At 71.2% G+C, this 17263-nt stretch carries 20 protein-coding genes; 13 read left to right on the top strand and 7 right to left on the bottom strand.

The window, feature by feature from the left end; translation table 11 throughout:
• Nucleotides 1-38: 38 nt before the first annotated feature.
• The 4 genes from bla to V6S66_RS10570 are packed head-to-tail and all read left to right on the top strand — an operon-like array spanning nt 39 to nt 2883.
• Nucleotides 39-950 carry a class A beta-lactamase gene (bla, locus tag V6S66_RS10585; RefSeq protein ID WP_334206704.1) on the top strand — a complete coding sequence of 304 codons (912 nt, stop codon included), beginning with the start codon at nt 39-41 and terminating at the stop codon, nt 948-950.
• Between the two features lie 56 nt (nt 951-1006).
• The gene (locus tag V6S66_RS10580; protein WP_334206703.1) at nt 1007-1189 is read left to right on the top strand and encodes a DUF5302 domain-containing protein; all 183 of its coding nucleotides are present in this window, start codon (nt 1007-1009) and stop codon (nt 1187-1189) included.
• Nucleotides 1190-1211: 22 nt separating this feature from the next.
• Nucleotides 1212-2321 (top strand): peptide chain release factor 2, encoded by a 1110-nt coding sequence (gene prfB / locus V6S66_RS10575; protein WP_334206702.1) that lies wholly within the window; start codon nt 1212-1214, stop codon nt 2319-2321.
• A gap of 10 nt (nt 2322-2331) precedes the next feature.
• A complete protein-coding gene (locus tag V6S66_RS10570) occupies nt 2332-2883 on the top strand; it encodes a DUF4245 domain-containing protein (protein ID WP_334206701.1) in 552 nt (183 codons plus the stop codon).
• A gap of 1 nt (nt 2884) precedes the next feature.
• Here the strand turns inward: V6S66_RS10570 and V6S66_RS10565 are convergent, their stop codons facing one another.
• Together V6S66_RS10565 and xseA are read right to left on the bottom strand one after the other, a co-directional pair.
• Nucleotides 2885-3100, bottom strand: coding sequence for an exodeoxyribonuclease VII small subunit (locus V6S66_RS10565; RefSeq protein ID WP_334206700.1), 216 nt, complete (start codon nt 3098-3100; stop codon nt 2885-2887).
• Nucleotides 3093-4322 carry an exodeoxyribonuclease VII large subunit gene (xseA, locus tag V6S66_RS10560; protein WP_334206699.1) on the bottom strand — a complete coding sequence of 410 codons (1230 nt, stop codon included), beginning with the start codon at nt 4320-4322 and terminating at the stop codon, nt 3093-3095. The genes V6S66_RS10565 and xseA overlap by 8 nt, the downstream gene beginning before the upstream one ends.
• 67 nt (nt 4323-4389) lie before the next feature.
• On the opposite strand from xseA, the gene V6S66_RS10555 reads away from it, so the two are divergent.
• Nucleotides 4390-5388: a 4-hydroxy-3-methylbut-2-enyl diphosphate reductase gene (locus V6S66_RS10555; RefSeq protein ID WP_334206698.1), complete on the top strand. Its 999-nt coding sequence runs from the start codon at nt 4390-4392 to the stop codon at nt 5386-5388.
• A 14-nt stretch (nt 5389-5402) separates the two neighbouring features.
• Here V6S66_RS10555 and V6S66_RS10550 read toward each other — a convergent pair whose 3' ends face one another.
• On the bottom strand, nt 5403-5729 hold the full coding sequence (locus tag V6S66_RS10550; RefSeq protein WP_334206697.1) for an antibiotic biosynthesis monooxygenase family protein: 327 nt from the start codon (nt 5727-5729) through the stop codon (nt 5403-5405).
• A gap of 249 nt (nt 5730-5978) precedes the next feature.
• Between V6S66_RS10550 and V6S66_RS10545 the strand changes: the two genes are divergently transcribed.
• A complete protein-coding gene (locus tag V6S66_RS10545; RefSeq protein WP_334206696.1) occupies nt 5979-7874 on the top strand; it encodes a Na+/H+ antiporter in 1896 nt (631 codons plus the stop codon).
• Nucleotides 7875-8015: 141 nt separating this feature from the next.
• Here V6S66_RS10545 and V6S66_RS10540 read toward each other — a convergent pair whose 3' ends face one another.
• Entirely contained in the window at nt 8016-8426 is a 411-nt protein-coding gene (locus V6S66_RS10540; protein ID WP_334206695.1) for a hypothetical protein, read from the bottom strand.
• 59 nt (nt 8427-8485) lie between these two features.
• Here V6S66_RS10540 and V6S66_RS10535 point away from each other — a divergent pair, with 59 nt between their 5' ends.
• From V6S66_RS10535 to V6S66_RS10515, 5 genes are all read left to right on the top strand, one after another.
• Entirely contained in the window at nt 8486-9583 is a 1098-nt protein-coding gene (locus tag V6S66_RS10535) for a GNAT family N-acetyltransferase (RefSeq protein WP_334206694.1), read from the top strand.
• 49 nt (nt 9584-9632) lie between these two features.
• Nucleotides 9633-10721, top strand: coding sequence for a redox-regulated ATPase YchF (ychF, locus tag V6S66_RS10530; protein ID WP_334206693.1), 1089 nt, complete (start codon nt 9633-9635; stop codon nt 10719-10721).
• Between the two features lie 16 nt (nt 10722-10737).
• On the top strand, nt 10738-12141 hold the full coding sequence (locus V6S66_RS10525) for a DUF2254 domain-containing protein (protein ID WP_334206692.1): 1404 nt from the start codon (nt 10738-10740) through the stop codon (nt 12139-12141).
• Nucleotides 12142-12345: 204 nt separating this feature from the next.
• Entirely contained in the window at nt 12346-12549 is a 204-nt protein-coding gene (locus tag V6S66_RS10520; protein WP_334206691.1) for a hypothetical protein, read from the top strand.
• A gap of 88 nt (nt 12550-12637) precedes the next feature.
• A complete protein-coding gene (locus V6S66_RS10515) occupies nt 12638-13588 on the top strand; it encodes a class II glutamine amidotransferase (protein ID WP_334206690.1) in 951 nt (316 codons plus the stop codon).
• On the opposite strand, the gene V6S66_RS10510 is transcribed toward V6S66_RS10515, so the two are convergent.
• Together V6S66_RS10510 and V6S66_RS10505 are read right to left on the bottom strand one after the other, a co-directional pair.
• Nucleotides 13589-14464, bottom strand: a complete 876-nt coding sequence (locus V6S66_RS10510; RefSeq protein ID WP_334206689.1) for an alpha/beta fold hydrolase — start codon at nt 14462-14464, stop codon at nt 13589-13591.
• 88 nt (nt 14465-14552) lie between these two features.
• A complete protein-coding gene (locus V6S66_RS10505) occupies nt 14553-15134 on the bottom strand; it encodes a TetR family transcriptional regulator (protein ID WP_334206688.1) in 582 nt (193 codons plus the stop codon).
• Nucleotides 15135-15177: 43 nt separating this feature from the next.
• Here V6S66_RS10505 and V6S66_RS10500 point away from each other — a divergent pair, with 43 nt between their 5' ends.
• Nucleotides 15178-16143, top strand: a complete 966-nt coding sequence (locus tag V6S66_RS10500) for an SDR family NAD(P)-dependent oxidoreductase (protein ID WP_334206687.1) — start codon at nt 15178-15180, stop codon at nt 16141-16143.
• A gap of 135 nt (nt 16144-16278) precedes the next feature.
• Complete coding sequence (locus V6S66_RS10495) at nt 16279-16683, top strand: hypothetical protein (RefSeq protein ID WP_334206686.1); 405 nt, start codon at nt 16279-16281, stop codon at nt 16681-16683.
• Nucleotides 16684-16687: 4 nt separating this feature from the next.
• Here V6S66_RS10495 and V6S66_RS10490 read toward each other — a convergent pair whose 3' ends face one another.
• Nucleotides 16688-17245, bottom strand: a complete 558-nt coding sequence (locus V6S66_RS10490) for a hypothetical protein (RefSeq protein WP_334206685.1) — start codon at nt 17243-17245, stop codon at nt 16688-16690.
• Between the last annotated feature and the right edge of the window lie 18 nt (nt 17246-17263).

The following is a 17263-nucleotide window of genomic DNA, read 5'->3' as shown; positions in this document are numbered from 1 at the left end:
GTCGCCGGGAGCGTCCCTGGTTGTGGTGGAGTGGTGCCATGCGGGGGCTCGGGGTGGTGTCGACGGTGCTGGTGCTGCTGATCGCGGCGTCGGGGTGCAGCGGCGGGGAGGAATCGCCGGAACCGCGGCCCGCGACGAACGAGACGTCCGCCGGCTCGGTGATCGACCGCTCCGACGACCTTGTGGCGGTCGAGCAGACCCACGACGTGCGACTCGGGGTCTGCGCGCTCGACACCGGATCGGGCGACAGCGTCGAGCACCGGCCCGACGAGCGCTTCGCCTTCGCCTCGACCATCAAGGCGTTCCTCGTGGGTGCGCTGCTCGAGCAGGAGTCGACGAGGGTCCTGGAGCAGGAGGTGCCGATCTCGACGGACGACCTGGAGGAGTACGCGCCGACGGTCAAGGACGCCTTGGCGCAGGGGCGCACCACCATGACGGTCGGCGAGCTCGCCGACGGCGCGGTGCGATTCAGCGACAACGCGGCGGCCAACCCGCTCCTGGGCCTGGTCGGCGGCCCGCCCGGGCTCCAGGAGGCCCTGCGCGCCACGGGCGACGACGTGACGAGCTCCTCACGCACCGAGCCCGAGCTCAACGAGGCCGTGCCCGGCGACGATCGCGACACGAGCACGCCCCGGGCCATGGTCGCGACGCTGGAGCACTACACGCTCGGCGAGGCGGACCAGGGCGCCCGCGACACCCTGCTCGATCTGATGCGCCGGAACACGACCGGTGACGCCGTCATCCGTGCGGGCGTGCCCGCCGGGTGGGAGGTCGCCGACAAGACCGGTTCCGCGTCCTACGGCACGCGCAACGACATCGCCGTGGTCTGGCCGCCGGGAGGTGCGCCGATCGTGGTCGCGATCCTGACCTCGCGCGACGCGCAGGACGCCGGCACGGTCGACGCAGCGATCGCCGACGCCATGGCGATCGTGGCCGAGGCCCTGTCCTGAGCAAGGCCCCGTCCTGATCAGGGCTCTGTCCTGCTGGGGGGGTCTAGGGTGCGGACATGGCCGAATCAGCGCAGAACGACCCCAAGTCCGACATGAAGGCCAAGTTCCGCGAGGCGCTGGAGAAGAAGAAGGACAAGCACCACGCGACGGCTGAGAGCGCCGAGCGCGACGGCAGCGAGAAGTCGCACGGCGCGAACGGTCCCACGCAGTCGCCGGAGTTCCGCCGCAAGAGCATCTGACCCCACGCGGTAGCCTCAGCACGTGGCTGCCGTTGATTTCTCCGAGCTCATCAAGGAACTCGATCAGACGATGACGTCGATCGAGAAGGTCCTCGACCTGCCCAAGCTCCGGATGGAGATGGACGAGCTCCAGGAGCAGGTCGGCGCCCCCGACCTCTGGGACGACCAGGCCAACGCGCAGCGGGTGACCGGCCGGTTGTCGGTGCTCCAGGCCGAGGTCGAGCGGGTCGAGTCCCTGCGTCAGCGCCTCGACGATGCCGAGGTGCTGGTGGAGCTCTCCCGCGAGGAGGGCGACGCCGACTCCCTGACGGAGGCCGAGAACGAGATCCGCCGCCTGCAGACGGCGGTCGAGAGCCTCGAGGTCCGCACGCTCCTCTCGGGCGAGTACGACGAGCGAGAGGCGATCGTCACGATCCGCTCCGGCGCCGGCGGCGACGACGCCACCGACTTCACCGAGATGCTGCAGCGCATGTACACGCGCTGGGCCGAGCGCCACAAGTACCCCGTCGAGGTCTACGACACGTCGTGGGCCGAGGGCGCTGGCATCAAGTCGTCCACGTTCGCGGTCCGCGCCCCGTACGCCTACGGCACGCTCTCGGTCGAGTCGGGCACGCACCGCCTCGTGCGCATCTCGCCGTTCGACAACCAGGGCCGCCGACAGACGTCGTTCGCCGCGGTCGAGGTCGTGCCGGTGCTGGAGCAGACCGACGAGATCGACCTCCCCGAGGAGGAGGTGCGCATCGACGTCTACCGCTCGAGCGGGCCCGGCGGCCAGAGCGTCAACACGACCGACTCGGCCGTGCGCCTGACCCACCTGCCCACGGGCACCGTGGTGAGCTGCCAGAACGAGAAGAGCCAGCTGCAGAACAAGGCCAGCGCCATGGTCATCCTGAAGGCCAAGCTCCTCGCCCTGAAGAAGGCGGAGGAGCGGGCTCACCTCGACGAGCTGCGCGGCGACGCCAATGCCTCGTGGGGCGACCAGATGCGCAACTACGTGCTGAACCCGTACCAGCTGGTCAAGGACCTGCGCACCGAGCACGAGAGCGGCAACACGCAGGCCGTGCTCGACGGCGAGATCGACGACTTCATCGAGGCCGGCATCCGCTGGCGTCGCAGCGGCCAGACCGACTGAGCGTGACGGCATGAGCGAGCGTCAGCCGGCACCGAAGCGGTCACGGGGCAACCCGTCGATGGGCGACGTCGTCCGCAGCGTCGTCGTGCTCTCGATCATCGTGCTGGGCATCTGGGTGTTCGGGCTGCTGCAGACCGACACCCCCGAGGACCCGATCGGCGACAGCGTGCCGTACGCCGCCACGGCCGAGAGCGCCCGCGACGTCGCGACCTACGGGCTGCTCGCCCCGGCCAACCTGCCCGACGACTGGCGCGTCAACGGCGTGAGGTTCGCCCCGACCGGCACCCAGGCGTGGCACCTGGGCGTGCTGACCGACGAGGACCGGTACATCGGGCTGGAGCAGGAGAAGGAGTCGGTCGACGACCTCGTCCAGACCCACGCCGAGGGCGCCGAGGAGGCGGGCACGCTCGACATCGACGGCGTCGTGTGGCAGCGCTTCGACGGTCCGGGCAAGTCCGTCACGTTGGTGCAGGAGACGCCCGAGGTGACGACCCTGGTGACCACCAGCACGGCGCCACTCGAGGACGTCGAGGACTTCGTGCGTCGCCTGACGACCAGCTGACTCAGTCGGTCTCGGCGTCGCTCGCGGTGCCGCTGGCCGCGGCGAGCCGCTCGCGAGCACCGTCGAGCCAGGTCTGACAGATGCGGGCCAGCTCCTCGCCGCGCTCCCACAGGGCGAGTGACTCCTCGAGCGTGGTGCCACCGGTCTCGAGACGCTGCACCGTGGCGATGAGCTCGTCGCGGGCCTGCTCGTAGCTGATCTCGGGCTGGTCAGTCATCGACGTTCTCCTGCGGGTCGGGGTGGACGGAGGTGCGCACGACGGAGACGTGCCCGTCGGCGAGGCGCACGTGCAGCCGCTCGGGCACGTCGTGCACCGACGTGACGACGTGCCCCTCGGTGGTCTGCGCGACGGCGTAGCCGCGCTGGAGGGTGGCCAGCGGCGACAACCCGCGCACCCGGGCCAGATGATGGCCGACCTCGTCGCGAGCGCGGTCGAGCCGCTGCTCGAGGGCGCGGCGGGAGCGGTCGCGCGCGGTGAGCACGAGCTCGGCCTGGGCGTCGACCAGCGTGGTGGGGCGCGCCAGCGCGGGCCGGCTGCGGATCGCCGCCAGACCGTGTCTCTCGCGCTCGAGCATCTGGCGCACGGCGTGGTGGCTTCGCTGCTGCATCGAGGCGACGGCCTCGCGCTCGAGCCGGGCGTCGGGGACGATGCGCTTGGCGGCGTCGGTGGGTGTGGAGGCGCGCAGGTCGGCGACGAGGTCGAGCAACGGGGTGTCGGGCTCATGACCGATGGCCGAGACCACCGGGGTGGTGCAGGCGAACACGGCCCGCACCAGCGCCTCGTCGCTGAACGGCAGGAGGTCCTCGACCGAGCCGCCACCGCGGGCCACGACGATGACGTCGATGGTGGGGTCGGCGTCGAGCTCGGCGACGGCGGCGATCACGGCACGAGCGCTCTCGGCACCCTGCATCAGCGCGTGGATGACGCGGACTGGTGCGGCGTCCCAGCGGAGCCGGACGTTCTCGAGGACGTCGCGCTCGGCGGCCGACTCGCGCCCCGTGACCAGGCCGATGCCGCCGGGCAGCACCGGGAGCGTCTTCTTCCAGCGGGGCTCGAACAGGCCCTCGGCGGCGAGCAGCTGCTTGCGGCGCTCGAGCTGGGCGAGCAGCTCGCCCTCACCGGCGGGGCGGATCTCGCGGACGTCGAGCGACAGGCTGCCGTTGGGGCCGTAGAACGTGGGCTTGGCGTGCACGATGACGCGAGCACCGGCCGTGACGGGTGCGGCACAGGCGTCGAGCACGCTCACGTGGCACTTGGCGCCCATCGACACCTTGGCCTCGAGATCGCGCAGCGTGAGGAAGCACATGCCGGGACGGCGGTTCATCTGCGCCACCTCGGCCTCGATCCACACCGCTCCGAGGCGGCCGATGTACTCGCCGACGGCCTGCGAGATCGTGCGCAGCGGGGCGGGGGAGTCCGCGCTGGTGTCGAGGGCCATGGCGGCCACCCTAGAGGGAGCCTCCGACGACGAGGTCCGCTCGCCACCGGGCCGTTAGGATGGTGACATGTCTTCTTCGGTATCCCTCGGCATGCCCGCTCTCGGCGGCCAGGTGCTCCTCGCGGACCCGCGCGGCTACTGCGCTGGCGTCGATCGCGCGGTCATCACCGTCGAGAAGGCCCTCGACCTCTACGGCGCACCGGTCTACGTGCGCAAGCAGATCGTGCACAACAAGCACGTCGTCAACAACCTCGCCGACCGCGGCGCGATCTTCGTCGAGGAGCTCGACGAGGTGCCCGAGGGTGCCACGGTCGTCTTCTCGGCCCACGGCGTCTCGCCGATGGTGCACGCCGAGGCCGCCGACCGCAGCCTGAAGACGATCGACGCCACGTGCCCGCTCGTCACGAAGGTGCACCACGAGGCCCGGCGCTTCGCGCAGGAGGGCAAGCAGATCCTGCTGATCGGCCACGAGGGGCACGAGGAGGTCGAGGGCACCGCCGGTGAGGCACCCGACCACATCACCCTCGTCGAGCACCCCGACGACGTCGATGCCCTCGAGTTCCCCGAGGGCACGGCCCTGTCGTGGCTCTCGCAGACCACGCTCAGCGTCGACGAGACGATGGAGACGGTCCGCCGCCTGCGTGAGAAGTTCCCGCAGCTGGAGGACCCGCCGTCCGACGACATCTGCTACGCCACGCAGAACCGTCAGGTCGCGGTCAAGGAGATCGCCAAGGACGCCGACCTCGTGATCGTCGTGGGCTCGGCCAACAGCTCCAACTCGGTGCGCCTCGTCGAGGTCGCGCTCGAGGCCGGAGCCGCGGCGTCGTACCGCATCGACGACATCTCCGAGATCGACGACGCCTGGCTCGAGGGCGTCTCGACCGTGGGCGTCACGTCGGGCGCCTCGGTTCCCGACGACCTCGTGCAGGACGTGCTCGGCTACCTGGCCGAGCGGGGCATCGGCGACGCCCGTGCCATCCGCACGGCCGACGAGAGCCTCATCTTCGCGCTCCCGCCGGAGCTGCGTCGCGACATGAAGTCGGCCGGCATCTCCACCAAGGCCTGACCGACCCCGAGGGCTCAGCCCTCAGAGCCGCCGGCGACCTCGTAGCTCCAGATCTCGCTGTGGGTCGACACGGGCTTCGGGGCCTCGCCGCCGCTGCGCTCGGCAGCCGAGCGGTGCCCGTGCGCGAAGGCGGGTGAGGCGACCCAGGCCTGGAAGCTCTCCTCGTCGCGCCACCGGCTCAGCACGAGCCACTGGTCGCGCTCGTCGGTCGGCTTGAGCAGCTCGAAGCCCTCGAACCCCTCGGCGTCGTCGACGGCACCCGCACGCGCGGCGAAGCGGTGCGCGAGCTCGTCGCCGGAGTCCTGCGGAACGGTGATCGCGTTGATCTTGATGACGGTCATGGGACCGATCCTGTCAGGCGGGCGGGCGGTGAGTCCGTGACCTCCCGCCCGGGGTGGCGGTGAGTGAGTGACCTTTCCCCACGCCGGGCGGTGAGTGAGTAACCTCTTGCGGCCGGCTTGAGGTCACTCATCCACCGCCGGCCGGAGGGAGGGGTCGCTATCTCACCGCTTCGCCACGGAGGCCTCCGGAATCGGTTGAGGATCCCGATTCGCCGCTGATCTCCCGCGGGTGATGGGGTCGGTGTCACGATGTCTCTCGTGGACACCGCCCTGACCATCGTCGTCGCCGTGAGCCTGGCCGTGGCGGTCTCGACCCTCGCGGGCCGACTGCCCGTCGCCTCGCCGCTGGTGCTGATCGTGTTCGGTATCGCCGGCTCGTACGTGCCGTTCATCCCCGACGTGGAGCTGACGCCGGAGATCGTGCTCGTCGGCCTGCTGCCGCCGTTGCTCTACGCGGCCGCGATCCGCACGCCGCTCGTCGACTTCCGCGCGAATCGTCGTCCCATCGCGCTGCTGAGCATCGCGCTGGTCATCGTGACGACGACGGTCATCGGGTTCCTGGCGAGTGCGCTCCTCGACGTGCCCCTGGCCGTGGGATTCGCGCTGGGTGCGGTCGTGGCGCCGCCCGACGCCGTGGCCGCCACCGCCGTCGCCCGCCGCATCGGTCTGCCGCGCCGCGTCGTCACGATCCTCGAGGGCGAGAGCCTCGTCAACGACGCCACGGCGATCGTGCTGCTGCGCACCTCGATCGCGGCGATCGCGGGCTCGGTGAGCCTGTTCGAGATCGGCGTCGAGTTCCTGGTCTCGGCGCTGGGTGGCGTGCTGATCGGCGTGGTCGTGGCGTTCGTGGTCATTCAGGTGCGCCGGCGGATCACCGACGACCTCACCGACGTCTCCCTCTCGCTGCTGACCCCCTGGCTGGCCTACGTGACGGCCGAGGAGATCCACTGGGCCGGGACCGATGCGCATGCGTCGGGCGTGCTGGCTGTGGTGGTGGCGGGACTGCTGATCGGTCACACCTCGCCGATCATCCAGTCGGCCACGTCGCGCCTGTTCGAGCGGATGAACTGGGCGACGATCTCGTTCGTGCTGGAGAACACGACGTTCCTGCTGATCGGCCTGCAGGTGCAGTCGATCGTGGCTGACGTGGGCGACAGCGAGCTCTCGGCCGGGCGCGTGGCGGTGGTGAGCCTGGTCATCCTGGCCGCCGTGATCGGCACGCGGCTGGTGTGGGTCTTCCCGGCCACCTACCTGCCCCGTCTCATCCCGGCGGTGCGGCGGGCCGACCCGGCGCCGCACTGGACCGTGCCGTTGCTGATCGGCTGGGCCGGCATGCGCGGCGTGGTCACGCTGGCGGCGGTGTTCCTGCTGCCCGAGGACACCCCGCAGCGCGAGGTGCTCGTCATGATCGCCTTCGTCGTGACAGTGGGCACCCTGCTGCTCCAGGGCCTGACGCTGCCCTTGCTCGTGCGGGTGCTGGGGGTGCAGGGTCCCGACCGGCACGAGGACCACCTCACCGAGGCGACGGTGCACCAGGCAGCCGCGAACGCCGGCTTGCGCTACCTCGACGAGGAGATCGCCGGCACCGTCTCGGACGACGTGCTGGAACGCCTGCGGACCCGAGCCCAGGACCGTGCCAACGCGATCTGGGAGCGGCTCGGCAGCGCCGAGACCCCGGCGGCGCAGTACAGCCGGGCGCGCGCGGCCACGCTCGCACGTGAGCGCCAGGAGCTCATCCGCATCCGGGGCGAAGGCACCGTCGACCAGTCGGTGCTGCAGCGCGTGCTCAACGCCCTCGACGTGGAGGAGTCGATTCTCGACCGCCTGGCCGAGGACGAGTCGACCGTCGACCGGGAGGTCGACCTGCGGTCGACGTACGACCCGGCCGGTGCCTGCGAGCACCTGCGGGAGGCGTGCGAGGTGCCCGCGCCGCTGACGCCCACCGGGTGTGAGGAGTGCCTGCGCGACGGGGCGACGTGGGTGCACCTGCGGATCTGCATGCAGTGCGGGCACGTGGGGTGCTGCGACTCGTCGGAGGGCAAGCACGCCACGGGGCACTTCGAGGAGACCGGGCACCCGGTCATGCGCAGCTTCGAGCCGGGCGAGGCGTGGCGCTGGTGCTTCGTCGACGAGGAGACCGGTTAGGTCACCCGGTGGTGCAGGAACCCCTTTCGAGGCTCGCTCGTTCCTCGCTCACACCTCAAGGGGCGGACGTCCGCCAACCCCGCTGGTTGAGGTGGGAGCGCGCTCTGGCGCGCGAGCCTCGAAACCACTCAGCCGGGTGGTTCAGTGCAGGCCGAGGCGGCGCAGACCGATGGCGGCCAGGGCCAGCACCTCGGCGAGCGCGAGGGTGACGCCGCTGGCGACGGTGCCGGCGAGCACCCGGCCGGCCGGGCCTGCGGAATCCGGCATGCCCTCGGGGGCGATGGCGCCCGGCGCCACGATCGCGACGACCACGAGGGTGCCGATCAGGAGCACCGGTGGCGCGAACAGGGTGTTCCACAGCTGGTGCGGGGCCACGGCGAGCGGCACCGTGAGGGACGCCAGCACGACGCCGATCGAGGTGACGACGCCGACGCGGCCGTCGGTGAGGTCGAGCAGGGCGGCGGCCCCGATCAGGAGCACCGCACCGCACGCCGCACCCACGAGGGTGAGGTCGCGTTGCGCGAGGGCAGCGGGCGCTGCCATTCCAGCCATGTCTCGACCGTAGGCCCCGGGTCGGACGGTTCGTCGGACGCGAGAGGCAGACTGGGGCCGTGTCGACCACGGACGAGCCCGACCAGGAGCAGCGGGGCTGGTATCCCGAGGTCACGACCGACCGCTTCAGGCTCCGCCCTTTCGAGCACGCCGACGCGGCCGACGTGCTGGCGATCCACTCCCGGCTCGAGGTCGTCAGGTGGCTCGACAACCCGCCGTTCCGGCTCATGGCCAGTGAGGCCGAGGCGCGGGAACGGATCGACGGCTACCTCGCCGAGGAGGCCGGCGACCCGCTGGCCGCCCGGCGTGCGATCGAGGAGGCGGCGTCCGGCCGCGTGGTCGGCAGCGTGCTCGTGTCGCGGTGCTCGCGCCTCGACGGCGGCTTCGTGGGTGAGTACGAGCTCGGCTGGCACCTGCACCCCGACGCCCACGGTCGCGGACACGCCACGGCGGCCGCGCGCCTCCTCGCCGCGCAGGCGTTCGTGGCGGGCCACGAAGAGCTCGTGATCGGCATGTACCCCCACAACGAGCCGTCGGCCGCGGTGGCCGTCCGGCTCGGCGCCGACGACCTCGGCATCGGACCCGACCCCTGGTACGGCGGCGATGGCCACCACTTCCGGCTCCGCTCCGAGCACCTCACGCACGTCGAGACCGAGCGGCTCGTGCTGCGCCGGTTCACGCGGCACGACCTCGACGTGCTGGCCGACCTGTGGTCGCGGCCCGAGGTCGCGCGCTGGAGCGGCCCCCGCCGCCCCCGGGCCCGCGAGGAGGTGCGCGAGGGCCTGGCCAACCAGCCCGGACGTGCCGGCACCCATCCCTCGACGGCCATGCTGGCGATCGTGCCGAAGGGGCAGACCCACCCCGTGGGCGTGGCCCTGCTCGTGCCGCTGCCACCCAGCTCGGGATCGGATCGGCAGGACGTCGAGATCGGGTGGCACCTGTTCCCCGAGGTCCAGGGGCGCGGCTACGCGACCGAGGCCGCTCGGGCGCTGGTCGAGCGGGCAGCCGCCGGCGGCATCGGCGAGGTGCACGCCGTCACCGATCCGGCCAACGAGGCGTCGCAGGCCGTGTGCCGGCGCCTGGGCATGACCGACCTCGGCATCCGCGACGACTGGTACAACTCCTCGCTGCGCGCGTTCCGTCTCGCCACGTCCTGACCCGGCGGCGATTCGGCCGGTCGCAGCACGCCCAGTAGGCTGGCTCCTCGTGGCTCTCTCCATCGGCATCGTCGGCCTGCCCAACGCCGGCAAGTCCACGCTCTTCAACGCCCTGACCAAGAACGACGTGCTCGCCGCGAACTACCCGTTCGCCACGATCGAGCCCAACGTCGGCGTCGTCGGGGTGCCCGACGAGCGGCTCGGCAAGCTCGCCCAGATCTTCGGCTCGGAAAAGATCCTCCCGGCCACGGTGCAGTTCGTCGACATCGCCGGCATCGTGCGCGGCGCCTCCGAGGGTGAGGGCATGGGCAACAAGTTCCTGTCCCACATCCGCGAGTCCGACGCGATCTGCCAGGTCACCCGCGTGTTCCGCGACGAGGACGTCACGCACGTCGACGGCGAGGTCAACCCCAGCAGCGACATCGAGACGATCTCGATCGAGCTCGTGCTGGCCGATCTGCAGACCGTCGACAACGCCCTGCCGCGCCTCGACAAGGAGTCGCGCAAGGACAAGTCGCTCGTGCCCGTGCTCGAGGAGACGCAGAAGGCCAAGGAGTCGCTCGAGGCCGGCACCGGCGTGCTCAAGGCGGGGCTCGACCTCGACCTGCTGCGCGACCTGCACCTGATGACCTCGAAGCGCTTCATCTACGTCTTCAACTGCGACGCCGACGAGCTGGCCGACGACGAGCTCAAGGACCGCATGCGGGCCCTGGTCACGCCGTCCGAGGCGATCTTCCTCGACGCCAAGGGTGAGGCCGAGCTGGTCGAGCTGGGCGACGACGAGGACGCCGAGCAGATGCGCGCCGAGATGCTGGCCGACATGGGCGTCGAGGAGCCCGGGCTCGACGCGCTCGCCCGCGTCGGCTTCGACACGCTCGGCCTGCAGACCTACCTGACGGCCGGGCCCAAGGAGTCGCGGGCCTGGACGATCCCGAAGGGCGCCACCGCCCCGCAGGCCGCCGGCGTGATCCACACCGACTTCGAGCGCGGCTTCATCAAGGCCGAGATCGTCTCGTTCGACGACCTCGTCGAGGCCGGCAGCATGAACGCGGCCAAGTCCGTGGGCAAGGTGCGCATGGAGGGCAAGGACTACGTCATGACCGACGGCGACGTCGTGGAGTTCAGGTTCAACGTCTGAGGGGAAGTCGGGTGTCGTGAGTCGGCCTACGTCGGGACAACGTGCTGCCAGCGCCAGGAGGCGGGGTGGTTGGGCGCGTCTGTCGGAGTCGGTCGAGTCACGTCTGTGGCCGATCCCGGTCGCGGTGATCCTGGTGGCCGTCGCGGTGGGCCTCGCGCTGCCGCGGATCGACCTCCTGGTCGACGAGGCCCTGCCGCTGGGCGTGGACTCCTTCGTGTTCAACGGCGGTGCCGACACCGCACGCTCGGTGCTGTCGTCGATCGCGGGATCGCTCATCACGGCGACGTCGTTGACCTTCTCGCTCACCGTGGTGGCACTGCAGCTGGCCAGCAGCCAGGCGTCGCCGCGGGTGCTGCGGATGTTCGCCCGCGACCGACACGTGCACTGGACCCTCGCGACCTTCCTCGGCACGTTCGCGTTCGCGATCACGGTGCTGCGGACGATCCGGTCCCAGGACGACTCGGTGGCGGAGTTCGTGCCGCGCGTCTCGGTCACGCTGGCGTTCGTCCTGACGCTCGTGAGCATGGTCATGCTCGTGCTGTTCCTGGCTCACCTCGCGGCGCAGCTGCGGGTCGAGACCATCCTCAAGGACATCCATGCCGAGACCGAGGACGTGATCGATCGCGAGTCCGAGCGGCACAGCGCGGCGGTCGCCTTCGACGGGGTGATCCTCGTGCCGTCGGACCGCCACGCCGTGACGGCCTCGGAGAGCGGTTTCGTCACGAGCCGCGACCGTCTCGCACTCCTGGAGTCGGCGACGGAGCGGCGCATCGTGATCCAGGAGGCCCGGCTCGTGGGCGAGAACGTGGTGGCAGGCACGCCGCTGGCCTACTGGTGGAGCAGTGCGCAGGCGCCGGCGCCCGATCACGAGGCCGTCGAGGCGATCGAGGACGCCGTGCGCTGCGCCCACGTGGTCGGGTACGAGCGCACGGCCTCGGAGGACGTCGACTTCGGTGTCCAGCAGATCCTCGACATCGCCCTCCGGGCCCTCTCGCCCGGCGTGAACGACCCGACGACGGCCGTGCACGCCCTCGGCCACCTGAGTGCCATCACCGCGCGCACCGCGGCGATGGCGCAGCTTCCGGCTGGTCTGGCCGACGAGGCGGGCGACCTGCGCGTTGTCACGGCGCAGGTGCTACCGGCTGACCGCATCCACGCGTCGCTGTCGCCGATGCGCCATCACGGCGCCGACAGCCCGGCCCTGGTGGCGCGATTCCTGCAGGCGATCGACGAGCTGGCGTACGGCACGGACGAGGGCGGGGTGCACGAGGAGCTCGGGCGGCAGCTCGACGCGCTCGAGGAGCAGCTGCGCGGGCTCGACGACGACCCGGCCGCCGTGCGCGAGTCGCTGGCGCGGCTCGCGGCGAGTCGGGAGCGGCTCGACCTCAGCGCGGCCGGCCCTGGTTTCGCCGGGACCTGACCTGCTCGACCGCTCGCTTGATCCGTGCCTGGTTCTGGGGCTTGCGGGCTTGGTCGTAGACCATCTTGGCGACACCCAGTGCTCCGGCCCTCTTCTTCATGCCCATGCCTCAGGCTAAGCGGGCGGGGGTGACGCCGCTCGTCCGCCTGCGGATCGGCCGGGGCGCGTCTAGGTTGCTCGTGGACGAGGACAGCAGGTGAGGCCGTGCCGATGCGACGACGACCCCCGTGGGCGCGCTTCGCGCTGCGCGCCAACGCCGTGGTGCTGGCGGTGTGCGCGGCGGCCGGGGCGTTCGGGGCCTTCGTGTCGGTGCGCGGTGGGGAGCTCGGCACGTTCCTGGCGTGCGCGGCGGTCACCGTGCTGACGGTGTGCGGCGCCCTCGCTGCGGTCCGCGAGTCCGAGAAGTAGTCTCGGGGCGCGACCGCCGGGAGAGGCGGCAGCGGGCAGCACCTGCGGCGACGTCCCCGCCCCAGACCATCGTCAGTGAGGGAAGCGCATGTGCCGAGTTCTCGCCTACATCGGACCGGAGATCCCGCTCGAGAACCTCCTCCTGAAGCCGGAGAACAGCCTCGTCAACCAGACCCTCGACTCGGAGCGGCATCCCCAGCTCCAGCTCGCCGGGTGGGGCTTCGGCATCTGGAGCGAGCACCTCCTGAAGCCGGAGGAGCCGCTGCTCTACCACCGGCCGATGGCGGCCTTCTACGACGACAACGTCGAGACCATCGTGCCCAGCCTGCAGGCCAGTACGCTGCTGGCCCACGTGCGGGCGGCCGACTACAACTCGCTCACCGTCCTGGCCGACGAGAACTGTCATCCGTTCTCCTATCGCGAGACGCCGTGGATCGTCGCCCAGAACGGCGACCTGCCGAGCTGGAAGCTGCTGCAGCGCGAGCTGCTGGCGCACTGCCAGGACCGGTACCTGGAGCAGATGAGCGGCACCACTGACACTGAGTTCCTCTACGTCCTGCTGCTGTCCCTGCTCGAGGGCGACAGCGACGACGACGTCCAGCGGGCGGTCGAGAAGCTGGTACGGCTCGTCGTGCAGGCCATGCAGGACCTCGACCTGGGCGGGCTCGCCAAGCTGAAGATGGCCCTCGTCTCGCCCGGCCGAGTCATCGGCGTCAACACCGGGACGGGCCTGCGCGGCGAGAGCGACCCGGAGGGTGACTGGCGGAAGCTGCGGCAGGCCGAGCCGGGCACGGACGAGTTCGCGCTCGGCATGCTCCTGGAGCCGATGTACCTGCTGATGGGTCGTGACTTCGAGCACGACGACACGACCTACGGCTTCCGGACGTGCTCGGTCGACCAGGCCACGGCCGCGGTCTTCGCCTCCGAGCCCCTGACCGAGGAGGTCGACGACTGGTCGACCCTCGAGTTCGGGGAGATCGTCTTCCTCGAGAAGGTCGGTACGCACGTGACCCGGAGGGTCCGCACGCTCGACGTCTGATCAGTCGGCGCGCGTCGAGCCGTCGGTGGTCCCACCGGACGCGATGAAGTCGCGCAGCAGCCGGGCGAACCGGTCGGGGTCGTCCAGGTGGGGGAAGTGGCCCGCACCGTCGAAGATCTCGACCTGGCACTCCGGCAGCGACTGCTCGACGCTGCGCGCGTGGGAGGCGGGGATCATGTGGTCCTTCGAGCCCCACACGATCAGCGTCGGGATGGGGAGCGAGTCCTCGAGGTGGTCGTGAGCACTGATGCTCTGCCCGCCGATGTCGATCACGGCACGGGTCGTGGCCAGGAACGAGCGGCGGCTCTCGCGGTCGCCGAGGGAGCTGAATCCCTTCCAGATCGCACTGATGTCGGCACCGGGCCGCCAGCCGGCCCTCGTCGCGAGGTTGCCCAAGGCCTCCACCTGCGAGAGCACGGGCGCCGACGCCGCGACGCTCAGCACCTGGGCGGCGCCCGGGAGGGTCGCGGCGCGCAGGACGACGTTGACCTCGCGGCCGAGGCCGCCGCTGGAGACCAGCACGAGGCGCTCGACCCGCTCGGGGAAGAGGTAGAAGAACTGCATTGCGATGCCGCCGCCGAGGGAGTGCCCCACGAGGGTGACGCGCTCGACGCCGAGGTGGTCCAGCAGGTCGCGCATCGTGGCGGCGTGGGCGCTGAGCGAGTAGTCGCCCACGGGCTTGGCCGACTCGCCGTGACCGAACAGGTCGGGCAGCACCACGCGGTGGTCATCGTCCATCCGGTCGACCAGGTGCGACCACTGCTGCTGCGAGCCGAGGATGCCGTGGATGAACAGCACGACAGGACCCTCACCGTTGTCGGCGTAGGAGAGCTCGTGTCCGTGGAGCACGACCTTCTGGGGAGCGACGTGCGACATGGTGGTCATCCTCGACGTGGTCGGTGAACCGGGCACGCCCACCGTAGCGCCGCGCGGGCCGAGGGGACGCCGGCGACGTCCGCGACGCCTAGCCGCGGTCGGGCACGAAGGCCCGGGCGACGGTCTCGCGCAGGGCGGTGCGTCGGTGACGGTGGGCGCCCTCGTCGTCGTCCGGGGCGGCGGTGAGGGTGCCGCTGAGTGGTGACCACGAACCGGCGATGCCGATCACCATGGCGTAGAGAAGGTCCGGGGTGACGGTGTCGACCACCAGCCCGTCGGCCTGAGCCTGCTCGAGCGCGGCCCGCTTGGGCTCGGTGAGGGCGCCGTGGCCGGCCAGAAGGTCGCCGACCGGGACGCGCTCGAGCCGGTTCCAGCCGACCAGGCGGATGATCTCCGGATCGGTGAGGTAGCTGTCGTAGAGGGCGACGGCGTAGCCCGGGAGGTCGTCCGCGGTGAACGGGACCGCGTCGACGATGCGGTGCAGCTGCGCGGCGAAGACGGCGTCGAAGAGGCCGTCCTTGGACCCGAACCAGGCGTACATCTGCTGCTTGTTGACCTTGGCGGTCCCGGCGATGCGGTCGACGCGCGCGCCGGCCAGCCCATGGGTGGCGAACTCCTCCGTGGCCGCGGCCAGGAGTCGTCGGCGGCTCGCGTCCCCGTCTCTGCGCATGGGTCCACCCTAAGACCAACCAACTAGTTGGTACGATTTTGGCATGGCCTCCTCCGACCTGATCAGCAGCCCGTTCGACGACACCACGACGGCCCTCGAGGTCGTCAAGGGCGTCGACCTCACGGGCCGTCGCGCGCTGGTGACCGGCGCGGCGTCCGGCATCGGCGTCGAGACCGCTCGGGCCCTGGCGCACGCCGGCGCCCAGGTCACCCTGGCGGTGCGCGACGAAGCGGCAGGGGGCCGCGTGGCCGCCGACATCGCTGGCACCAGCGGGCGGACCTACGTCCGGGTGGTGGCGCTCGACCTGGCCGATCTGGCCTCGGTCGACGCCTTGACGAGCGCCTGGACCGGACCGCTCGACCTCCTCGTGAACAACGCCGGCGTCATGGAGACCCCGTTCGGCGTCACCGCCCAGGGGTGGGAGACGCAGATCGGCGTCAACCACCTCGGTCACTTCGCCCTCGCGACCGGCCTCCACCGGGCGCTCGCTGCGGCCGACCGGGCGAGGATCGTCTCGGTCTCGTCCAGTGGCCACGCGGCGTCCCCGATCGTCTTCGACGACCTGTTCTTCGAGCGCCGCGACTACGACCCCGGTCTGGCCTACGGCCAGTCCAAGACGGCCAACTCGCTCTTCGCCGTCGAGGCCACCCGGCGGTGGGCGGGGGACGGGATCACCGCCAACGCGCTGATGCCCGGTGGCATCTGGACGCCCCTGCAGCGTCACTGGTCGGCCGAGAAGCGAGCCGCTGCCGAGCAGCAGGCGCAGCAGGCCCAGGCCGCCGGGCTGTTCCGGATGAAGACCACCGAGCAGGGTGCGGCCACCTCGGTGTTCCTCGCGGTCTCGCCGCTCGTGGAGGGCGTGGGCGGTCGTTACTTCGAGGACTGCCACGAAGCCGCCGTCGTCGACCAGCTGGACGGCATCCACGGCGTCCTCCCGCACGCCCTGGACCCCGAGGACGCGCGCCGCCTCTGGGACGTCTCGGAGGACCTGCTGGCGGCCGCTCGGTAGCGGCAGCGCTCCGACGGATCCTGCGGGGGACCTCGCATGGACGTGCGTGCGATGCTGAGGGTGACCAGCCCGCGATCGCCCGGGCGCACGAACGTCCGTCCGTGTCCGTCGCGTCCTGGGGAGCTGAGCAACGCCGTGTCCGACGACGTCACCGCTGCACTGCTTCGCGCGCTGGCCCGGGCCATCGACGAGCCGTCCCTGGCAACGCAGCTGCGCGGCCAGGTCGGGGACTGGGAGTCGCTGGCCATCGTGCTGGAGCTCGGCGAGGGCTATCGCAACGCGTCGGGCTACGCGTACGCGTCCGACGGGTCGGTGTCGCCGGTGGCCTGCAGCTGGAGGGCCATCGGTGCGGCCGTGAACGCCTTTCTGGCCAGCCACGTCGCAGCGGGGCAGCCGCGGCCGGTGGCGTTCCTCGTGCAGCTGGAACGGAGCACGGGCCGCTGCGAGGTCACCTTCGAGGAGACCGACGAGGAGCGGTGGAAGACCCGGCCGTCGAACTTCCAGGAGATGCGCCAGCACCTGCGTCCGCGCTTCGACTGACGCGTCAGTCGCCGCCGAGCAGCTCCCGGTAGCGGGCCTCGTGGTGCTCCGAGGGCGTGGGCGTCACATCGGGCTCGAGCAGGTCGTCGGGGTCGTCGGCGCTGATCGCGACACCCCGCGACCGGCACTCCGCCACCAGGGCGGTGTAGTCCTCGTGCGACCACTGGCCGTACTCGTCGACGAGGGCCTCGCTGAGCGTGGCGCCGCGCAGCAGCTCGAGCTGCCCCTCGGTGTCGAGCGCGACCACGGGAGCGGCGTCGAGCGGGAGGCCGCCCGGGCCGCGCCAGTAGCCGAAGGCCACGCCCTCCTCGACGTTCTCGGCGACCCAGGTGATGAGCGCAGTCGTCTCCTCCATCGCCCGGGTGCTGGCGGCGATGTCGGGGTTCGCGCGGTCCTCGTCGGTCAGGTACCCGGTGTCGAGGGCTGCGGGCCGTTCGCCGTCGGCCGGGAAGCGCAGGCTCTCCGAGAGCGGGTTCGGCTGCCTGGCGTCCTGGAGGCGACGCCACACGGCGAGGTCTTCGGGGATCGACGACATGCGTCCCATGATGACCCAGGTCGACATCGCCGTCCTGCGTGGCGC

The organism is Aeromicrobium sp. Sec7.5 (assembly GCF_036867135.1).
Taxonomy (GTDB): domain Bacteria; phylum Actinomycetota; class Actinomycetes; order Propionibacteriales; family Nocardioidaceae; genus Aeromicrobium.
This window is presented reverse-complemented; position numbering and strand designations above follow the sequence as displayed.